At 46.2% G+C, this 19,637-nt stretch carries 17 protein-coding genes and 1 riboswitch; of the genes, 10 read left to right on the top strand and 7 right to left on the bottom strand.

Annotated features, from left to right (window positions below):
- The first annotated feature begins 181 nt into the window (after nucleotides 1-181).
- A riboswitch (cyclic di-AMP (ydaO/yuaA leader) is annotated at nucleotides 182-331 on the top strand.
- Nucleotides 332-399: 68 nt separating this feature from the next.
- Nucleotides 400-1,758, top strand: a complete 1,359-nt coding sequence (locus tag MH117_RS24340; RefSeq protein ID WP_239333367.1) for a TrkH family potassium uptake protein — start codon at nucleotides 400-402, stop codon at nucleotides 1,756-1,758.
- Nucleotides 1,759-1,841: 83 nt separating this feature from the next.
- Nucleotides 1,842-2,504 carry a potassium channel family protein gene (locus MH117_RS24345; protein ID WP_239333429.1) on the top strand — a complete coding sequence of 221 codons (663 nt, stop codon included), beginning with the start codon at nucleotides 1,842-1,844 and terminating at the stop codon, nucleotides 2,502-2,504.
- 152 nt (nucleotides 2,505-2,656) lie between these two features.
- Here MH117_RS24345 and MH117_RS24350 read toward each other — a convergent pair whose 3' ends face one another.
- The 3 genes from MH117_RS24350 to MH117_RS24360 form a co-directional block, all read right to left on the bottom strand.
- Nucleotides 2,657-3,013, bottom strand: a complete 357-nt coding sequence (locus MH117_RS24350; protein ID WP_239333368.1) for a GntR family transcriptional regulator — start codon at nucleotides 3,011-3,013, stop codon at nucleotides 2,657-2,659.
- 239 nt (nucleotides 3,014-3,252) lie between these two features.
- Nucleotides 3,253-4,080, bottom strand: coding sequence for a hypothetical protein (locus tag MH117_RS24355; RefSeq protein ID WP_239333370.1), 828 nt, complete (start codon nucleotides 4,078-4,080; stop codon nucleotides 3,253-3,255).
- Between the two features lie 95 nt (nucleotides 4,081-4,175).
- Nucleotides 4,176-5,075, bottom strand: coding sequence for a LysR family transcriptional regulator (locus MH117_RS24360; protein ID WP_239333372.1), 900 nt, complete (start codon nucleotides 5,073-5,075; stop codon nucleotides 4,176-4,178).
- Nucleotides 5,076-5,454: 379 nt separating this feature from the next.
- On the opposite strand from MH117_RS24360, the gene MH117_RS24365 reads away from it, so the two are divergent.
- The 4 genes from MH117_RS24365 to MH117_RS24380 all read left to right on the top strand — a co-directional run bounded on the left by MH117_RS24365 (nucleotide 5,455) and on the right by MH117_RS24380 (nucleotide 9,459).
- Entirely contained in the window at nucleotides 5,455-6,126 is a 672-nt protein-coding gene (locus tag MH117_RS24365) for a succinate dehydrogenase cytochrome b558 subunit (RefSeq protein ID WP_239333374.1), read from the top strand.
- 15 nt (nucleotides 6,127-6,141) lie between these two features.
- Nucleotides 6,142-7,899, top strand: coding sequence for a succinate dehydrogenase flavoprotein subunit (sdhA, locus tag MH117_RS24370; protein ID WP_239333376.1), 1,758 nt, complete (start codon nucleotides 6,142-6,144; stop codon nucleotides 7,897-7,899).
- A gap of 2 nt (nucleotides 7,900-7,901) precedes the next feature.
- Nucleotides 7,902-8,666: a succinate dehydrogenase iron-sulfur subunit gene (gene sdhB / locus MH117_RS24375; protein WP_028546937.1), complete on the top strand. Its 765-nt coding sequence runs from the start codon at nucleotides 7,902-7,904 to the stop codon at nucleotides 8,664-8,666.
- A 367-nt stretch (nucleotides 8,667-9,033) separates the two neighbouring features.
- Nucleotides 9,034-9,459: a hypothetical protein gene (locus tag MH117_RS24380; protein ID WP_239333378.1), complete on the top strand. Its 426-nt coding sequence runs from the start codon at nucleotides 9,034-9,036 to the stop codon at nucleotides 9,457-9,459.
- A 136-nt stretch (nucleotides 9,460-9,595) separates the two neighbouring features.
- On the opposite strand, the gene MH117_RS24385 is transcribed toward MH117_RS24380, so the two are convergent.
- Entirely contained in the window at nucleotides 9,596-11,014 is a 1,419-nt protein-coding gene (locus MH117_RS24385) for an aldehyde dehydrogenase (protein WP_275444815.1), read from the bottom strand.
- Between the two features lie 75 nt (nucleotides 11,015-11,089).
- Here MH117_RS24385 and MH117_RS24390 point away from each other — a divergent pair, with 75 nt between their 5' ends.
- From MH117_RS24390 to MH117_RS24400, 3 genes are all read left to right on the top strand, one after another.
- Complete coding sequence (locus MH117_RS24390) at nucleotides 11,090-12,019, top strand: metallophosphoesterase (protein ID WP_239333382.1); 930 nt, start codon at nucleotides 11,090-11,092, stop codon at nucleotides 12,017-12,019.
- Between the two features lie 114 nt (nucleotides 12,020-12,133).
- Nucleotides 12,134-12,892: a metallophosphoesterase family protein gene (locus MH117_RS24395; RefSeq protein WP_239333384.1), complete on the top strand. Its 759-nt coding sequence runs from the start codon at nucleotides 12,134-12,136 to the stop codon at nucleotides 12,890-12,892.
- Between the two features lie 184 nt (nucleotides 12,893-13,076).
- Nucleotides 13,077-14,123: a DMT family transporter gene (locus MH117_RS24400; RefSeq protein ID WP_239333386.1), complete on the top strand. Its 1,047-nt coding sequence runs from the start codon at nucleotides 13,077-13,079 to the stop codon at nucleotides 14,121-14,123.
- Between the two features lie 71 nt (nucleotides 14,124-14,194).
- Here MH117_RS24400 and MH117_RS24405 read toward each other — a convergent pair whose 3' ends face one another.
- The 3 genes from MH117_RS24405 to MH117_RS24415 all read right to left on the bottom strand — a co-directional run bounded on the left by MH117_RS24405 (nucleotide 14,195) and on the right by MH117_RS24415 (nucleotide 17,464).
- On the bottom strand, nucleotides 14,195-15,154 hold the full coding sequence (locus tag MH117_RS24405; protein WP_239333388.1) for a cation diffusion facilitator family transporter: 960 nt from the start codon (nucleotides 15,152-15,154) through the stop codon (nucleotides 14,195-14,197).
- A gap of 541 nt (nucleotides 15,155-15,695) precedes the next feature.
- Nucleotides 15,696-16,508, bottom strand: a complete 813-nt coding sequence (locus MH117_RS24410; RefSeq protein ID WP_239333390.1) for a histidinol-phosphatase — start codon at nucleotides 16,506-16,508, stop codon at nucleotides 15,696-15,698.
- A gap of 53 nt (nucleotides 16,509-16,561) precedes the next feature.
- Complete coding sequence (locus MH117_RS24415) at nucleotides 16,562-17,464, bottom strand: LysR family transcriptional regulator (RefSeq protein ID WP_239333392.1); 903 nt, start codon at nucleotides 17,462-17,464, stop codon at nucleotides 16,562-16,564.
- A gap of 301 nt (nucleotides 17,465-17,765) precedes the next feature.
- Here MH117_RS24415 and MH117_RS24420 point away from each other — a divergent pair, with 301 nt between their 5' ends.
- The gene (locus MH117_RS24420; protein WP_239333394.1) at nucleotides 17,766-19,091 is read left to right on the top strand and encodes an MFS transporter; all 1,326 of its coding nucleotides are present in this window, start codon (nucleotides 17,766-17,768) and stop codon (nucleotides 19,089-19,091) included.
- Nucleotides 19,092-19,637 lie beyond the last annotated feature (546 nt).

The raw sequence follows: 19,637 nt of genomic DNA on the forward strand, positions 1-19,637 counted from the left end.
GTTCCTTCCCACATTATCGAAATGAACAAGCAACGTCAAGAAAAAGGGCCTTGCGCCGATGTATTACGAGAAAAGAAGTGAATGTAAGCGTTATATAATGATGTTTTCGGGCGTTTTCTCGTGTATTTGCTCCTTTCAAGACTTTGTGAAGAACATAGGAAACGTATATAATCTCGTTATGAATTGAATACAGCCGAGTTTCGTCATGCGACGAAAGCGGGGGAACCGAATTTTGGGGTGAATTTTGAGTGTGCTGCAAGCCACTTGAATAGGGCGACCTTGACGTGCCCGAATCCGTCAGCTAACCTCGTAGGCGTAAACGTCAGGATACCAGCGATAAGCATTGGGGTCTCCAGTGCTTTTTTTCGTGCCATTTTACGTATGAGGTGAAAAGCATCCTTGAAGACTGTTAAGCGTAACAACCTGCGGAGGCTAACCCCTTCACGCACCTTGGTCATTGGATTTGCCTTCATTGTTTTGATTGGCGCACTGTTGCTCATGCTGCCAATATCCAATGCCGACGGCACACCGTTGCCGTTTATCGACGCCTTATTTACAGCTACCTCTGCCACTTGCGTAACAGGTCTTGTGGTTGTTGACACAGGCACACACTTTACGATGTTTGGTCAAATCGTCATTATTAGTTTAATCCAGGTTGGCGGTCTAGGGTTTATGACGATGGCGACGCTGTTTGCTATGGCATTTAAGAAGAGAATTTCATTAAAAGAACGGCTGATCCTCCAGGAATCGCTGAATCAAGGCTCGATGGAAGGTATTGTACGACTAATCCGCAAAGTACTGCTTTATGCTTTTGTCATTGAGGGTTCTGCCGCTGTGCTGTTTACGTTAAGATGGTCGTTCGATCTGCCATTCGGGCAGGCATTGTATTTCGGTATTTTTCATGCCATCTCGTTCTTTAACAACGCAGGTTTTGACTTGTTCGGCCAAGTTAGCGGTCCTTTCTCCAGCTTAACAAGTTACGTAGGGGACCCGATTATTAACTTTGTATCCATGTTTTTGATCGTATCGGGTGGTATTGGTTTTATAGTCATGTCTGATGTGATGGATTTCCGTCGTACACGTCGATTGTCTCTGCATACCAAAGTTGTATTATCCATGACCAGCTTTTTAATTGTGTTTGGAGCTGTTGTCCTATTTATATTTGAGTTTACGAATCCTCATACGTACGGTCAACTGAATGGTTGGCAGAAAATATGGGCATCGTTCTTCCAGTCGGTCAGTCCGCGTACTGCGGGGGCGAATACGGTTGATATTGGTGCTATGAGACAGGCATCTCAGTTCTTTATGGTCATTCTGATGTTTATCGGTGCATCTCCAGGATCAACAGGGGGCGGTATCAAGACGACTACGTTCACGATCTTGATTGGTGCCGTCTTTGCGATGATGCGCGGCAAGGAAGACATCGTTATGTTCCGCTGCCGTCTGGCTAAAGACCGTATTTTCAAAGCAGTTACATTAACCTTGCTGGCACTGGGGCTGGTTCTCTTCGTGTCTATGATATTGTCTACGACAGAAGATCGGCAATTTCTTGCCATCTTGTTCGAGACAACATCGGCATTTGGTACGGTCGGACTCACGATGGGAATCACAACTAGTCTGTCGGATGTAGGGAAATTGTTAATTGCCCTTACGATGTTTGCAGGACGACTCGGACCAATTACGCTTGCGTATGCGCTTGGACCGAAGGCAGAACGTGAATTGTATCGCCACCCGGAAGGTAAAATAACGATAGGTTAAGAGTACGGCGTAAGCATGAGGATTATGTTTAGTTGGAATATATAGATATATAGTAAGCAAGGATGAAGGGGATAACATCTATTATGGACGCTCAGCAGTTTGCGGTAATTGGAATGGGACGCTTCGGTTCCAGTCTGGCAAAAGAATTAATGAAGTTAGGGCATCAGGTTCTTGGTATTGACAAGGATGAAGAAATCATTGACGAACTGAGTTCCGAGATGACCCATGCGGTTGTAGCGGATGCTGCTGATGAAGAAGTGCTGCGTTCCTTGGGCATTCGTAATTTTGATTGCGTCATTGTTGCGATCGGTGATGACATTCAGACTAGTATTTTGATCAGTATCCAGGTGAAGGAGCTTGGGGTCAAGAAAGTGGTGGCCAAAGCGTTAAGCGAGCTGCATGGACGTGTTCTGGAAAGATTGGGCGTAGATCGCGTGATTTACCCAGAGCGGGATATGGGAATAAGGGTGGCGCATCACCTTGTGTCGCCTAATTTGCTCGATTATATTGAATTGTCTAAGGATTATACGATTGCAGAGCTGAGTGTACCAAAGTGCCTGCACGGGCTTAAGCTCAAGGAGCTGGATCCACGTGCCAAGTACGGCTGCAGTATCGTAGCCTTAAATAAGCCTGGGGGCATCATTATCGCACCTTCAGCTGAAGATACGTTGGCAGAGAAGGATATTATGGTCATGATCGGTACGAATCGGCAAATTGAAGCTTTTGAAGAACGTCTCTTGGTGTAGCAGGTGTTCAGTCGGTCAGCCAGGCTTCGTCATCATCATCAATAGCGGATAGAACTATAGCCACTTGTCAGTGTCCAGATTGTTGTGTTGGAACTGTCAGGTGGCTTTTGAAGTTGTACGGTTGTTTTCGGCGATAGGCAATACATGTAGGATTATTCGGCAGCTCTAATCATTTTAATCAGTTGTTCTTTGTTGATATCCAGTGCTGATGCTGCTCGCAAAATACGGGGCAGCTCAATATCCGCAAAATGAATTTTGCGTTTGTTTTGCACGAGCTTTTTAGCCCCTGGGCTTACAAACATGCCAACTCCTCTTTTTTTATATAGAATGCCCTCATCTACAAGTAAATGAATACCCTTGGCAGCAGTAGCAGGATTGATTTGCAGTAGTTTTGCAAATTGATTGGTGGAAGGAACCTGACTCTCCTCCATTGAAGCACCGCTTAATATATCATTTTCAATCTTTTCCGCTATCTGTAAATAAATTGATTTAGACTCGTCTAGCTGCATAATCGCTACCTCATTTCTCAATTACTTGTACACCACCATTTCATACAGCAGGCCAAATAGCTTTGCCATTACAAAGGACAAAAGCACAATCTAAACCCGATTGTTAGGTGCCGTTGTCATTTTTCTTAATAGATATCTGGTTCATTACTTATGTATTTGACTATAAGACTGGAATATAAAAAAAACAAGAGGCACAAGAGCCTCTTGTTATATAACACAATGTTGCATACCAAATAAGATTAGAAAAATATCTTAAACAGGATCAGGGAAATAATCATATGCATCCCCATAGCAATGGTAATAAAAGCAAAGCGGTTTGAGCGCTCAACCTTGCCTAGTTCCGCCATTTCAGTAGTCGTTAGAACGACGGAAGACAAGAGCAAGCAGCCGACCATGAAGAAAGATAGCTGTGTGAATGAAATGACGCTAACGAGACCAGCCAACAGGAAGCCTACGCTAAAGGGCATTTGTAAAGCCCCTAAGCGGACAAAGGCAGGCAATAAGCCTGGTCGTTCCTTGCCTTTAAAAGATAAGGTAAGCCAGAGAGCACCAATCAACGCACCAATAGAAAGGATAGCGATCACTAGAAAACGGATAAAGAATGAGAACGGGATACTAGGCGCACCACGATCAAGTAACGATAAAATGTCAGATGGTCCAAATAAGAAACCAAAGAAATGTTTCGAAACGATATATGCCCATACTGCGAAACCTAAACTGGAAAGCAGGATGCCGATCACGGCATATAACCAATCGCGCTGCGGGTGAAGCCGGGCAGCTTCGGTCGGTTGCTTAAGCAGAGTTAAGAGCGTTCGTGTCTCAAAGGCAGAGGTTGCCTCGCGAGCAAATTGACCCATCGAATGTTGAGGCTGTGAATGCTCGGTATAGGTTTGCTGTGCTGTCTGCCCGTCGGTGCCATTTGACGCCGCTGATCCCCAAGGTTCCTTCCTTAGGTTGAAAGATTCTGACGAAGCAGGATGAGAAGCGCCAGCTGACGCTGCGATCTCGCTGCACGCATGGGGCACATCCTGTTCCAACTTGGCGCCGCAATGATTGCAAAAATTCATTTTTTATTTACCTCCTAGAATTTGAATCTATTATCATAAGTACATATCCTATTATAACCATATATTTTGACAAAGAATGAAAGAATTCTTATTTTTTAATTGCCCAGCCACTCGGAACGGATTACCGCTTCCGCAATGAACTTTCGGACGGATTCAGTCAGCATGGCCTGTTCCGCATATACAAGCGACGTGACACGTTCCGTCTGTTCAAGCTCCTTGAGATGAACAGCAATAAGGCGGTTGTCCAGCAGCCATTCGGGACGCAAGTAGGACTTGGGAAGCAAGGCAGTGGCTTCGCATGTGGCAAGCAGTCGACCGATCGCTTCGAATGAGTCAATTTCCATTCGGATATCAGGCATGATTCGATAGCGCCGGAACAGGTCGTCAATAAGCTTGCGATACCAGGTTCCGTTAGAGAATAGCAGCATAGGGACACCGTTTAGATGTGACATTGTCCAATCTTTAACTCGTGTTAGCTCATGGCTGCTCGGCAGCACGAGCATCAGATGGTCGGACAGCAGCGGAATAGAGACGAGTCCCTGCTCGCGAATGGCGTCGCCTACGATACCAAAGTCGACTTTCTTGTCGCGGACATAAGAGACGATCTCATGTGTCTTGCCCGTAACGGCCTTTAACTGAGCGTCGGGGTACTGCTCTTTAAACATAGATACAAATAACGGCAGTGTAGTTTGTAACGTCGTAAGGCTGGCGCCTATTGTAACGTTGGTTTGTCCTTCGGTCTTGTAGGCGGTAATTGATTTCATAAAGGAAAGCTGTCGGCTGCGGATATCAAGCGCAAAGTCATAAGTCATCTGACCAACCCGGGTAAGCTCGAGTCGTTTGCCATGGCGGGCGAATAATTCGACATTTAATTCTTCTTCCAGACGTGACACTTGTCGAGACAAGGCAGGCTGCGAAATATTCAACCGCTTGGCGGCTTGATTCAAGCTGGTATGTTCAACGACAGTGGCAAATGCCTCTAGCAGATCAAGCATATAGAATTCCTCCTTGAGTTTGGAGTTATACTTGTGAAAATATGTTCAATGATATTTATCATATAAAGCGCTCGGATATATTGCTGCTACAGGCTGCCTCAGGCCTTGTCAGAACTGGCTTATGCATTTTAGTTATGATTTATATAAAAACATTGCAATTCCATTATAAGCCGTTAAGGAGTAATATGGTAGTGTCACAACTTGGTCACAAATAGAGAAAACGGTTACAAAAACCTGGCTTAACCGGCGAAAATAGCGTTAAATAGATTGTAGAAGCCATGTGACAAAATATTGACGCTTTCGACAGGCACAGGTAAAATGAGGATGTTTTACTACCAAAATCTACTGGTACGCATCGGAAAGGGGAAACGGCACACATATGAAACGGGGATATTTTTACTCGCGTAAACTCCACTCGCTGCTCGGCGTCATGCCGCTGGGATTTTTTATCATTGAGCACATGCTGACGAACTATGCAGCCTATGAAGGTGGAAAGGAAGCGTTTCAAGGGAGCGTTAAGTTTCTAAATGATTTACCGCTGGTATTCTTCTTGGAGTTGTTTGGCATCTGGCTTCCGCTCCTATATCACGGGGTATACGGACTTTATATCGCTTATACGTCCCGCAACAATGTGGGCAATTACAATTATGGACGCAATGTTGCTTTTATGATGCAGCGGATTACTGGCGTCATTACATTTGTGTTTGTTATCTGGCACCTTTACCAGACTCGATTCCAAGTTGCGGTCGGCAACATTACACATGAGGAGCTAGGCACTCATATGAATGAGATCGTAACGCAGCCGGCTATGTTCATTTTATACGTAATCGGTGTTGTAGCGGCGTCTTATCATTTCACAAATGGATTATGGGCATTCCTCGTAAGCTGGGGAATTACGATTGGCCCACGTGCTCAGAAGGTGTCTTCTGTTATCTGCACGGGTTTATTCGTCGTGATGTCCGTCTTGTTTGTGATGTCGCTGTTCGCTTTCCGTGGCACGGAATTCGAAGCGGCGCATGTATGGAATGCTGCACAATCGATGATAGGTTAAGGGGGATGACGCGCAATGGCTAAACAGAAAATTATAGTTGTCGGAGGCGGCTTGGCTGGCCTGATGGCAACGGTAAAGGCAGCGGAGGCAGGCGTGCACGTAGAGCTGTTCTCCTTAGTACCTGTAAAACGTTCCCATTCCGTATGCGCGCAGGGCGGCATTAATGGGGCTGTAAATACAAAAGGTGAAGGTGACTCCCCATGGGAGCATTTTGATGATTCGGTATATGGTGGCGACTTTTTAGCGAATCAACCACCTGTTAAGGCGATGTGCGAGGCAGCACCAGGCATCATTCACTTGATGGACCGGATGGGAGTTATGTTTAACCGTACACCGGAAGGATTGCTTGATTTCCGTCGTTTCGGAGGCACAAAGCATCATCGTACGGCATTTGCCGGTGCCACAACAGGCCAACAGTTATTGTACGCTCTAGACGAGCAGGCAAGACGCTGGGAAGCAGCGGGTCTGGTGACTAAATACGAGCATTATGAATTTTTGTCTGCAGTCCTTGATGACGAAGGCATTTGCCGAGGCATTAGTGCTCAGGATCTGCGCACAATGGAGACGAAGACATTTATTGCAGACGCGGTCATTCTAGCATCCGGCGGCCCGGGTATTATATTCGGGAAAACGACCAACTCTGTTATTAATACAGGAACTGCAGCAAGTGCGGTATATCAGCAAGGCGTTCATTATGCCAACGGCGAATTCATTCAGATTCATCCGACTGCCATTCCAGGTGACGACAAACTTCGTTTGATGTCGGAATCGGCACGTGGTGAGGGCGGGCGCATCTGGACGTACAAAGACGGAAAGCCATGGTATTTCCTTGAAGAGAAATACCCTGCGTATGGCAACCTTGTGCCGCGTGATATCGCAACCCGTGAGATCTTTAGTGTCTGTGTAGACTTGAAGCTTGGCGTTAATGGCGAGAACATGGTGTATCTTGACTTGTCTCACAAAGATCCGAAGGAACTCGATGTCAAGCTTGGCGGCATTATTGAGATCTACGAGAAGTTCATGGGTGACGATCCGCGCAAGATTCCGATGAAAATATTCCCTGGCGTTCACTATTCGATGGGCGGCATGTGGGTTGACTACAATCAGATGACAAACATTCCTGGCCTATTTGCGGCTGGCGAATGCGAGTACCAATACCATGGTGCGAACCGTCTAGGCGCAAACTCGCTCTTGTCCGCGATCTACGGCGGCATGGTAGCTGGACCGAAGGCGGTCGAGTACGTACGTGGTTTGAAAAAATCTGCGGAGGACGTTGCTTCGTCTGTATTTGACCGTGAAACTAAACGTCAAACCGACAAGTACGAGAAATTGCTGAAGATGGATGGCAGCGAGAATGCCTACGTTATTCACAAAGAGCTTGGTGAATGGATGACGAACAATATGACGGTTGTTCGTTATAATAGCAAGCTTCAGGATACGATTCATAAGATTAAGGAGCTGAAGAGTCGTTACCAGAGTATTAACATTAACGACACGGCTCGTTGGAGCAATCAAGGGGTTGCCTTTACTCGTCAATTATGGAACATGCTGGAGCTCGCTGACGCAATGACACTCAGTGCGCTGCTGCGTGATGAGAGCCGAGGGGCTCACTATAAACCTGATTTCCCGGAACGGAATGATGAGAAGTTCTTGAAGACTTCGATGGCGGCGTGGACGGCAGAAGGTCCGCAAATAACGTATCAGGAAGTCGATGTATCCTTGTTGAAGCCGCGTAAGCGCGACTACACGACCGACAAGAAGAAAGGAGAATAACGATGGCGGACACGATGACTCGACCTAACACGATTAAGTTTATTGTGACGCGCCAAGATGCTCCGGATGCAAAGGCTTACACGGAAGAATTCGAAGTTCCGTATCGCCCGAACATGAACGTCATCAGCGCGTTAATGGAAATTCAACGGAATCCGATCAACACAAAAGGTGGCAAGACGGCGCCTGTCTGCTGGGAATCGAACTGCCTGGAGGAAGTATGCGGAGCATGTTCGATGGTAATCAACGGCAAGCCTCGACAAGCTTGTTCGGCGTTGGTCGATAAGCTGGAGCAGCCGATTCGCCTGGAGCCGATGAAGACGTTTCCTGTCGTGCGCGACTTGGTCATTAACCGTCAGCGTATGTTCGACTCCTTGAAACGTGTTAAAGCATGGATTCCGATCGATGGAACTTACGATCTGGGACCTGGGCCGCGTATGGCTGAACCGAAGCGGCAATGGGCGTACGAGCTCTCCAAGTGCATGACGTGCGGTGTTTGCTTGGAAGCATGTCCGAACGTAAACGATAAGACGAGCTTTATCGGGCCAGCACCAATCTCGCAGGTGCGTCTCTTCAACGCTCATCCAACTGGTGAGATGAACAGAGAGGAACGGCTGGAAGAGCTGCTGGAAGACGGCGGCATCGAAGGCTGCGGCAACTCACAGAACTGTGTTCGATCTTGTCCAAAGGGAATTCCGCTTACGACTTCCATAGCGGAAATGAACAAGGATACAACCAAGCTGATGTTTAAGCGCTGGTTCAAGATGTAATCCAAAGGGAAATGCTTATCACAATGAATAGATGCCACTTTGATTGAAAGGTGGAAGCAACAGGGCTGTCTCCTCTTCATGAGGAAACAGCCCTGTTTTTGTAACAAGTTGATGCTGCATATTTAGAGTAATGATAGTTTCGGTTAACGATACTCAGGTTTAAGCATTCCCTAAGCGACCCGTTCGATATAAATGTAATCGCTTTAAAAAAATTCATACATAATACAAATTACAGTTTGCGAATAACTTTAATTGCGATATAGTAAGAAATGGATAGAGCTTGCGTGCATGCTTATTGTGTGTCAACCCATATACGGATGCCTAAGCTTAAATTAATAAGTAGTTGAACGATGGGGGGACATCATTAATGATGGTTCGCTGGTGTGAAGATGATAGGTTAAGCTGGCCTGTTATTCGTCTCTGCAAGTGCCTCAAGCCGCTCGTTGACGATTGGGACCCATTGAGCTTGCTTGCCAAAGGAGCACCTGAAGATGAATACGATTGTTTGACAGCTTTTCTAGCGGGGATATTCTTCAACGAGTACGATGCTTTCCAATTTGCCGATGAGCTAGAGAACTTTATCGAGGAACACTTCGGTGTGGGTCCTGCTATGATGAAGTCAGAGCGAGCTAAGCGATGGCGAATGCAGATCGAATCATTTTGTTCCGTGATGATAGCTCTGAGACAGCCACTATCGGAATATTTGCAATCGTTTACAGAAGCTCATCCTCCTGTGGAACAACTGCCGCAATTGAGAACCGCATGTACCTCGTCCTCACCTCAGGATTCATAGCCCTCCATAATAGAACGTACGAGCTGATATGACTCAGATGTAGGCAGCGGCTGTACCCACAATACGCGATCAATTAAATGGAGACAACGATCGACGTATTGGGGACAGCCGCTTAATTGCACCGATATAGGTTAAATCAGCGCAGAAGCTTTTTCATCCAGCGAAGACCATTCTTAACACCTGGATAGCGAAGTGAGAGGTCAAACGCAGTGGTTTGATACAATACGGCTTTGTTGTGACTAAACGTATCAAAGCTGTATTTGCCGTGATAGCGGCCAGTTCCACTTTCGCCTACGCCTCCGAAAGGCAGATATGGCGTAGCAAGATGCATCAATGTATCATTGACACAACCTCCCCCGAAAGATAGTTGCTCAATGATGCTGTGCTGCACCTCGCGTTCAGATGTAAACAAGTACAGTGCAAGTGGCTTCGGACGAGCACGGACGGCGTGGATGACTTCATCTAAATGTTCGTACGTCAGGACCGGAAGGATAGGGCCGAATATCTCTTCCTCCATTACCTTCATCGTCCAGTCCACATCTGTTAAGACGGTTGGCTCCATACGACGATTGTCTGCATCGACATGTCCCCCCCAAGCAATGCTTCCTTCGTCAAGGAAAGTCGTGAGTCGGGCAAGATGCTTGTTGCTGACGATGGAAGGATACAGATCACTTTCCAACGGCTTCTGTCCATAGAATGATACAACGGCTTCATGAAGCGCCTGCACAAGTGCTTCACGACGAGTGTGATGTACATATATATAATCGGGTGCAACACAAGTTTGCCCTGCATTTGTCCACTTGCCAAACGCGATACGACGTGCTGCCAACTGGATATCGGCATCCTGATGTACGATACAAGGGCTCTTGCCCCCTAGTTCGAGCGTGATGGGGATTAGACGTTTAGCGGCTGCTTCCATCACTTTTTTGCCAACACCAACACTACCTGTAAAGAAAATATAGTCAAATGGAAGCTCAAGGAGTGTCTGACTGGTCTCAACCGCGCCTTCAACAACCGCGACATATCGTGGATCAAAGCTGTCTCTTATGATGGTGGACAGCACCGCGCTTGTGTGCGGTGTCCATTCTGATGGTTTCAGCACAGCGGTGTTGCCGGCTGCGATAGCGCCGATAAGCGGAGCAAGCGCAAGTTGGAATGGATAGTTCCAAGGCGCAATAATCAGTGCAGTGCCGTAAGGCTCGGGAACAACCATCCCGCGGCTGCCGATATGTGTTAGCGCGGTCTTCACTTTGCGTGGCTTCGCCCAGCGTGTGAGTCGTTTGGCTAAGTGACGAGCTTCCGCTAACGTAAACCCGATCTCCGTTACGTATGCTTCTGTCTCGCTCTTCCGTAGATCAAGCTGCAAGGCTTGAACAATAGCTGCTTCATGTTGTTGTATGGCGTCAATAAGCGTATATAACGCTTGTTGACGCTTTGTTATGTCCCGCGTATGTCCTTCAGCAAAATACTGCTTCTGTGCTTGTATAAGCTGATTGATCTGTTCACGGCTCATCCGTCTCAGCCTCCTTAACGAATCATGCTCTCTTGCTATCATACTGGATATTCGTTTGCATTGCATGGTCCTCTGCTTCATAATAAAAAGATAGTGAGTGAAAGCGGGGGATCTCAATTGCAACCTCTTACGTCCGATAAAGCGGACCCGCCGGTAGACACTTCATCTGAAACTTCTAAGTCGCGTACATCTCAGCAGCGGGTGAGCAGGCGTCGCTTTTTAAAAAGCATGATAGGCAGTGTTGTAGCTGCTCCATTTTTGATGGGAGCCTATTCAAGATGGGTTGAGCCTAAGTGGATTAGAAAGAGAGAGTTGACGATAGCTACGCAGCGTTTGCCGCAGGCATTTCAAGGCATGCGGATCGCACATTTGTCAGATCTTCACTTTGGCGACCATACATCCGAACAAGAAGTGGATTCATTAATTAGTCGTGTGATGAAAGCACGGCCTGATATGATATGTTTTACGGGTGATCTGGTAGAAGATCATAAAGTATCAGGGAAAGCCATTATTCCTTATTTGAAGAAGCTGCGTGCTCCATTCGGCCAATATGCGGTACTTGGCAATCATGACTATCGGCGCGGCACAGATCTGGCAACGGAAGTGCTGACTGAAGCAGGCATTGATGTGTTGACCAACAAAGCGCGTATACTAAGCCATAATGGCTCCTCAATGGCAATTGCAGGAATAGATGATGCGCTTGACGGAACTCCTGAAATGGGGAATGCGCTTGCGTCTGTGCCGGACGAGATGTGGACACTGCTGCTGGCTCATGAGCCCGACTGGGCCGACTATACGGTTAGCTCACACGTTGATATGCAATTATCTGGCCACAGCCATGGGGGGCAGATTAGGGCTCCGTTTTACGGCCCTATATTTTTACCGGAGATGGGCAAACGATATCCCGACGGCGTATATACCCTTCCGCGAGAGCATGACCATCCCTTACTGGTACATACGAGCAGAGGCCTTGGCACGACTTTGCTGCCGCTGAGGCTGTTTTGCCCGCCTGAATGGACGATGATAACACTCCAATCGGAGATGTAGTATGGATATAGCATGATCAGATAGATACAGAACGTTCAAAGCCGTAACTTGATTAGGGGAAAGACAACAATTAGAGCTTGATGGAAAGCGGATAACGAGAGGAGAAGAATCACCATGCAGACAGTGGCCATCCTTTCAGACATTCACGGTAACTTGCAAGCACTTGAAGCCGTAATGAGCGATCTAAAACGGCTGGGAGTTGACCGTATTTTTTGCCTTGGGGACTTGGTGGGAAAAGGACCAAATGCTGTGGAAGTGACCGATATTGTATTACAGGAATGCGATGTTATTGTCAGAGGAAACTGGGATGAACTTGTAGCTCGGATCGAAGATGACATGCAGTTCCGTTGGCATGCAGATCAACTAGGAAAAGAGCGCGTGAAGCGGCTGTCATCGCTGCCGTTCTCGTATGATTGCATCATAAGCGGACGGCATATCCGTATGGTGCATGCTTCTCCGCAGAGCGTGTATCACCGTGTACAGCCATGGGATCCAATAGAAAAGCGATTGGGTATGTTTGACTTTACTTCTTCGCTGCATGAGCCGCTGCATCCTTGCCAATCACCAGATATCGTCATCTATGGAGACATTCATCAAGCGTATTTACAGCATATCCAGGGGAAAACCCTGCTTAATTGCGGCAGTGTGGGCAATCCGCTTGATATGACACAGGCATCCTATGTCATTTTGGAAGGCGAATATGGGAATGTAGATCAAGCTCCATTCTCAATCCAATTTCGTCGGGTTCCTTATGACATTGAGCAGGCAGTATGGGCAGCCGAACATACGGATATACCAGGCGTTAAGCATTATGTGCGTGAGCTCCGTACAGGGGTGTACCGAGGCTTGCAGAAGTCTGTTGATGAAGGATAACATATCTTATCTTAACATAGCCTCTCTTTTCAACCGGAACAATCAGTGATACGATAAACGAATGAATCCAGCACAAGCCAGCGTATATGACGCTGGCTTTCTCGCTGTTGTTTAATAAGCGTCGATGGTTACCGGAGTGAATGGAGTACGGAAGATGTGAAGGAATAGAGAGAAGAAAGATGAGGTGTCAGCAGCATTGAAAGCACAACAATGGTTCACCCATCCTGTCGGACTTACGGTGAGCGCTGTTATGACTACGCTCTTGTGGGGCAGCGCGATGCCGGCAGTCAAGATTGGATATGAGAAATTACAAATCGCAACAGGGCAAACCTTTGAACAATGGGTATTCGCTGGTTATCGATTTACTCTGGCGGGAATTATGCTTGTTATATTTGCGTCTGTAGTGGAACGTACTGTCAACAAAGCGGACAGGGATGGTGCAGAAACAACGGAACATAAGGGGACAACGGGTACAACTAGATTGACCTGGTTCCGAGTTTCGCGATTAGCCGCGGTGCAGACTTTTATGCAATATTTATGCTTTTATATCGGTTTGAGTTTAAGCACAGGCATGCAAGGCGCGATTATATCGGGAGCCACTTGCTTCTTCCAGATGGTAGTCGCAAGATTTATTGACAAAAATGAGCATTTTACCCGCCGCAAGACAGTAGGGCTTTTGCTCGGATTTGCTGGGGTAGCTGTTGTTACGTTAACACAAGGCGGTCTCCATTTTAGACTTGGCCTCGGGGATATATGTTTAATTTTGTCTGCCTTGTTTGGCGGTTTAGGCAACGTGCTGGCCAAACATGAATCGCGCGACTTTCCTGTGCTGTGGCTGACAGGCAGGCAGATGCTGCTTGGTGGTATTGGCCTTATGATCGTGGGGGCTGTGAAGGCTGGCATAACGCCGTTTCAGTGGGAATTGCAGACGCTGCTGCTGCTCGCGTATTTAGCATTTTTGTCTGCGGCTGGATTCGGGCTATGGAATATGATTATGAAGTATAATGCCGTGGGTAAAGTTTCGATGTATTTATTTTTGATCCCTGTATTTGGCGTATTTTTGTCAGTTATGCTGCTGGGCGAGCACTTTAATGTATGGACTTTAGCGGCCCTGCTGCTCGTTGTGGCGGGAATTCTGGTCGTAAATCGATCCCCTGCCCAAGCAGCAGATAAGAACTATCTAGACGGGCACACAACTGGGAAGGACGTTTCTAACCAAACAGCGTCATAATATAAATAACGGCCTCCGTCCAATCTTATTGAGTGGTCGAAGGCCGTTATTTAGTTAGATTAAGGTCCAGCCTACGTGTTGCGGCTGCTGCGCTGTGAAAATGTTCTTCCGTAATCACCATGCGGATGAATATCTGCATGTTCCGTTTGAATCGTTGAGTGGGTGATACTATATTTCTTCTCAAGCGTCTCGTTAATAGCTAATATGATGCAGAACGGTTGAATGTTTTCGCGAACAAATACGTGTGCAGTCAAGGAATAATGATCACTAGAGATCGCCCATAGATGCATTTCATGTACATCTTCAACCCCCTCAACTTCCAAAAGGTCCTGTCTAATCTGTTCCAGGTCAAACTTATCAGGAACTGCTTCCATAAGAATGAGGTAGGATTCTTTAATAATACGGAAGCCGCCAACAAAAATAATGCAGCCAATAACCATACTAATCAGTGGGTCAAACCAGAGCATGCCTGTAAAATAAATAAGCACAGCAGATATGATTACGCCGATGGAGCTTAATAAGTCACCAATAAAATGCCATAAGGCACTTTGAATGTTTAAGTTTTCTTCTTCCTTCATACTGCGGCTGAGTATGATTGTTAGAACGATGTTCACAATTAGGCCAATGGAGCTGATGATCAGCATTAATTGAAAGTTAATGTCTTGCGGCGTAATGAAACGTCTGACCCCTTCGATAAAGATCCCGACAGCAATAATAGCTAGTGCCAGGCCATTTAGGAAAGAAGCCAATATTTCAAATCGTAAATACCCATATGTATACTTCGAGTTAGAGGCTCTTCTAGCCATATAAATGGCTGCCATACTGAGACCAAGAGCCAGAACATCGGAGATCATATGAGCCGAGTCGGACAAAAGGGCGAGTGAGTTGGACATGATGCCGCCAATGACCTCAACAATTGTAAAAAACAACGTCAAGCTAAGCGTAATCCATAACGTCTTAAGTGAAGCGGATTGGACTTTGTTATGCTGGAGATGATGGAAATCTACATGTTCTTGAGCTTTGTTGCCCATAGGATCACCTTTCTTATTAACCGTTCTTTAGTATTTGTTACATAACCGTAATCTTGTTGTTAACGTTATATAATGTAATAGGGGTATAGTAATAGCAAGACCCCCTTTTGATGAAAATATATCCCTTTTGTCGGACCTGCGATATGCAGGTCTCTTTTTTTACAATCATTAAAAGAAACAGAAGTGACAAATGATATGTTGTACATGCTGGAATGTTAGTAAAATGATAAGGGCAGTAATGGATGCTAGAACAGCATTTTCTTTATAAATGATAATTATTATTAATTTATATTTATTATAAATAATTACTTACTACATAATACCTCCGTAATGCGGAAGCGTCAAGCTATTTTGTGTCGTCCGCCCCCACTGCATGTGAAGATAATCTGATGCTGTTGAATATGTATAAATAAAAACGAGGCTATCCGAGGGAGCAAACAAGCGTTGTGCTTGCTCTCTCAGGCAGCCTCTTTACCTTTTGACAAATCTGATCATGCGATAAACATTTCTAGATGTTGAATGCTTGAGGACAAGCGATCGTCTAGTTTAACGCTACCACTTGTTTTTGTTTCTGCTTAAAATACACCCAAGACTTAAAACCGATCTCCAGCAGTCGTTGTCGCACATCTTCCCATTCTTCACCTACACGTTCTGGCTTATGTGCATCCGAACCAAAGGTGACATCAACGGCGTAATAAAGTGCTCGTTCCAATATATCATCAGACGGGTACCAGCCACCGCTTAGCTTAGTTTTGCCAGAGGTGTTGATCTCAATGGCGATGCCATGTTGAGCGATAGCTTGCAGCGTTTGGTCAATGGCTGCTGGCGTTTGAATGTCAGAGAAGGCAGGATAGTTTCCCTTCATTGCGTCGATGTGCCCGAGAATCTGGAACATGTTAGCTTGGGCAGACTCACGAATAAGACGGTAGTATGCGGTCTTGGTTTCGATGCGATCTTCTTCCGACAAGTCGCGCCAACGATTTTTGTTAAAGATGCTAACGCCATGTGTATGGTGGACAGAGCCAATAATATAATCAAAGGGATAGCGAGAAAGTGTCTGATGATACAGCTTGGCATACTCTGGGAAGAAGTCGGATTCAATGCCAAGGAGTACGTCAATTCGCCCTGCATACTCGACTTTTAGCTTTAATACTTCGTCAACATAGGCTCCGAATTCACTCTTTCTCATCGTAATGTTGGGGAAGGGTTGATCGTCTTCATGACCAAAGTAGGGTGTGTGGTCGGAAATGCCTATCACGTCAAGTCCTGATGTGATTCCGGCTTCAATATAGTCACGAATGGTACCGTTAGCGTGGCCGCAGCGAACATGATGTGTATGTAAGTCAAATTTCATCAGCAAGTAGCTCCTTCTTCATTGATGCGTGCTGTATGCCGTCCCTCGTCTTATTATTCCGATCCGTAAAATTGATTCTCCGGCATACCCTTTAAATCACTCAAAAATTGCTGCATCGCCGTATTCAAATAACGTCCAGCCCGATAAATAACACCCACAGGATGCGAAGTTTCCAACTCATAAATGGGAACGATCTGCAAAGTGCCCCGTTTAAGCTCACTGCTGACAGACAGTTTGGATATAATGGCAGCACCCATATTCAATTCAACCATACGCTTGATTTCCTCGCTGCTTGACAGTTCCATCACAATATGAGGTTGTATGCCATGCTGGCGGAACGCCTCATCCGCAAAACGTCGGCCTACTGTATCTGGTGACAGCATAATAAGCGGGACGTCTCTTAACATGTCGATTGTGGCACGTTTGTGTTGTGCCAGTGGATGTTGTGGGTTAACCACAAGCTCAAATGTGTCGTAGTAGAGGACGGAAGTAATGAGATTCGGGTTCTTGTCCGTTAAATAACCGATCCCAATATCAACGGTGCTGTTCTCAATCTGAGTAGCGACTTGAGATGAGGACATAGACAGGATCGTTGTCTTAATAAGTGGAAACTGGTCTTGAAAGTAAGAAAGGATGCGCGGCAGAATCTGAATCGCAATGGAAGTTGTTGTTCCCAGTACAATATGACCCTGTGGAATCTGATTCAAGTCGGCAAGCTTCTGTTTTAGATCATCTACGATATTCAGTACTTGTTCGGCGTGCGCTAGAAATACTTTTCCGCTATCCGTCAGCGTGACGGGTTGATTGCGGTCAATCAGCACCGTTTTGAACTCATCCTCCAAGCTTTTGATCTGAGCGGACACGGCAGGTTGCGTCAAGTTAAGCAGTTCCCCCGCCTTGCGAAAGCTCATTGTCTTGGATATTGTAATCAGCGTTTCCAATTGGCTTAAGTTCATACCCATTACCCTCCTTCCAGTATGTGGTGACGACTAGCCGGTCATTGTGATCTCCATACAACAAGTGTAGATGAGCACTCATGAGCAATACTCACAATTTAAATTATAGAGTAACGGTTACAAATGAGCAATGTTGCCTACATAGCCTCGCCTAATTGAACATACAATGTACAAGCTTCACAAATCCTTGAATTGACCATTTCATGGACTTGCTGCAAAATTAGGCTGTACATAGTTATTAAACTGCTCAAGCTGGACAAAGAGCACGTCACAGTTTGAAATCAATTACTGGAGGAACTTTATGCAGACGAAGCAAGTACGTCACTGGATGATGTACGATTGGGCCAATTCGGCCTTTGCCACCACGATGATGGCAGCTGTACTGCCGGTATTTTATCAGACGGTTGCGGCATCTTCACTAGATAAGCATGTAGCAACCAGCTTCTGGTCTTATACCCAGACGATCGCGATGATCCTCGTTGCATTGTCTTCGCCGCTGCTTGGTGCAATGGCGGATTTATCACAGCGGAAGATGTTATTTCTGCGATTGTTTACTTGGCTGGGTTCATTGAGCTGCATTTTGATGGTGTTTGCAGGTAATGGCGACTGGATTCTCGTGTCGATCCTGTTTATTTTTGGTACGATTGGTTTTTCCGGTGGCAATACCTTTTATGATTCGCTGCTGCCTGACATTGCACCTCCGGATCAGAGGGATGAAGTCTCTGCAAAAGGATATATGTTTGGTTATATCGGTGGCGGTGTACTCTTGGCAATTAACATCGTCATGCTGGAAAAGTACGCTTGGTTTGGCTTCCCAGATAAGCTTGCAGCTACACAAGCCGTGTTTGTAACTGTGGGTATATGGTGGCTGCTGTTTTCACTACCGATGTTCCGTTCACTGAAAGATCCTCAGCGGACTGTAAGATTATCAGCAGGAACGTATGCCAAGAATGGATTCGGGCGTGTCATACGGACTGTACGTCGTCTGCCAAAGTATCCTGAGCTGTTAAAGTATATCGTTGCATTTTGGTTTTTCAACGACGGGATATCAACAATTATTGGCATGTCTGCGATTTATGGTGCAGAGTTGGGCATTGGAACGACGCATTTGATCGCGGCACTTCTTATTACCCAGTTCGTCGGCATTCCGTTTACTTTTATATTTGCAAAATATGCAAAAAAGTTAGGCTCTAAGCGATCATTATATCTGTCACTCAGCATGTACGTAGTTATCGTATGCTTTGGATACTTTATGCAAACGGCTGTACACTTTTACATTCTTGCTTTTATGGTTGGCATGGTGCAGGGTGGGAGCCAGGCGGTAGCCCGGTCCATTTACAGCCAATTAGTGCCGAAGCAGCGTTCGTCTGAATTTTTTGGTTTCTTGAGTTTATCAAGTAAAGTATCTGCTTCCATCGGACCTTTTGTGTTCGGGACGGTAGCGTTTATGACGGGTTCTTCACGTCTGGCTATCTTATCGATCGTTTTGTTCTTTATCATTGGAATTGCGATGCTCGTTACCGTTAATATTGAGAAAGGTCGCCTTGAAGCGGAACGTAATGAAGAGCAGGATGACACACATGGTCATACGTCTTCATCTTCTCCTCCGCATACGCCGACTGTATAAGAGACGGAGCTGCCCTATGTGTGATGTTGTTGGGGCAGCTCCGTTTTGCTGTGTGGCTGCATTTGGTTGTGGACGACCGTATGCACAAATGCCACATATTACGATATATAGTAGATTTCCTCTACTATGATCGATATATTTCTGTTACGCAAGGTCAACTAAGGCCGAAATCCCGCCTAAGTTGAGGATCAAGATGCGCATGAGCGCCTGATAAGGCGGGATACCCGCCTAAAGGAGGCTTGCCGCAGTGTTAGCTTATCCTCGCAGTGACGGAAGTAGAAGCTCTCTGCGGATGAGCATATAGACGTTGCAACGTGTGATAGCGCAGGTCTCGCAGCGAGGTAAAGATCAGGCATGGCAACGCGCCTATCCCGCGCAAGGTCAACTAAGGCCGATATTCCGCCTTAGTTGAGGATCCAGATGCGCATGAGCGCCTGATAAGGCGGGATACCCGCCTAAAGGAGGCTCGCCACGTGCGATAGCTTAGGCATAGCAACGGACCTATCCCGCGCAAGGTCAACTAAGGCCGAAATTCCGCCTTAGTAG

The organism is Paenibacillus sp. ACRRX, from assembly GCF_022346885.1.
Classification (GTDB): domain Bacteria; phylum Bacillota; class Bacilli; order Paenibacillales; family Paenibacillaceae; genus Paenibacillus_B.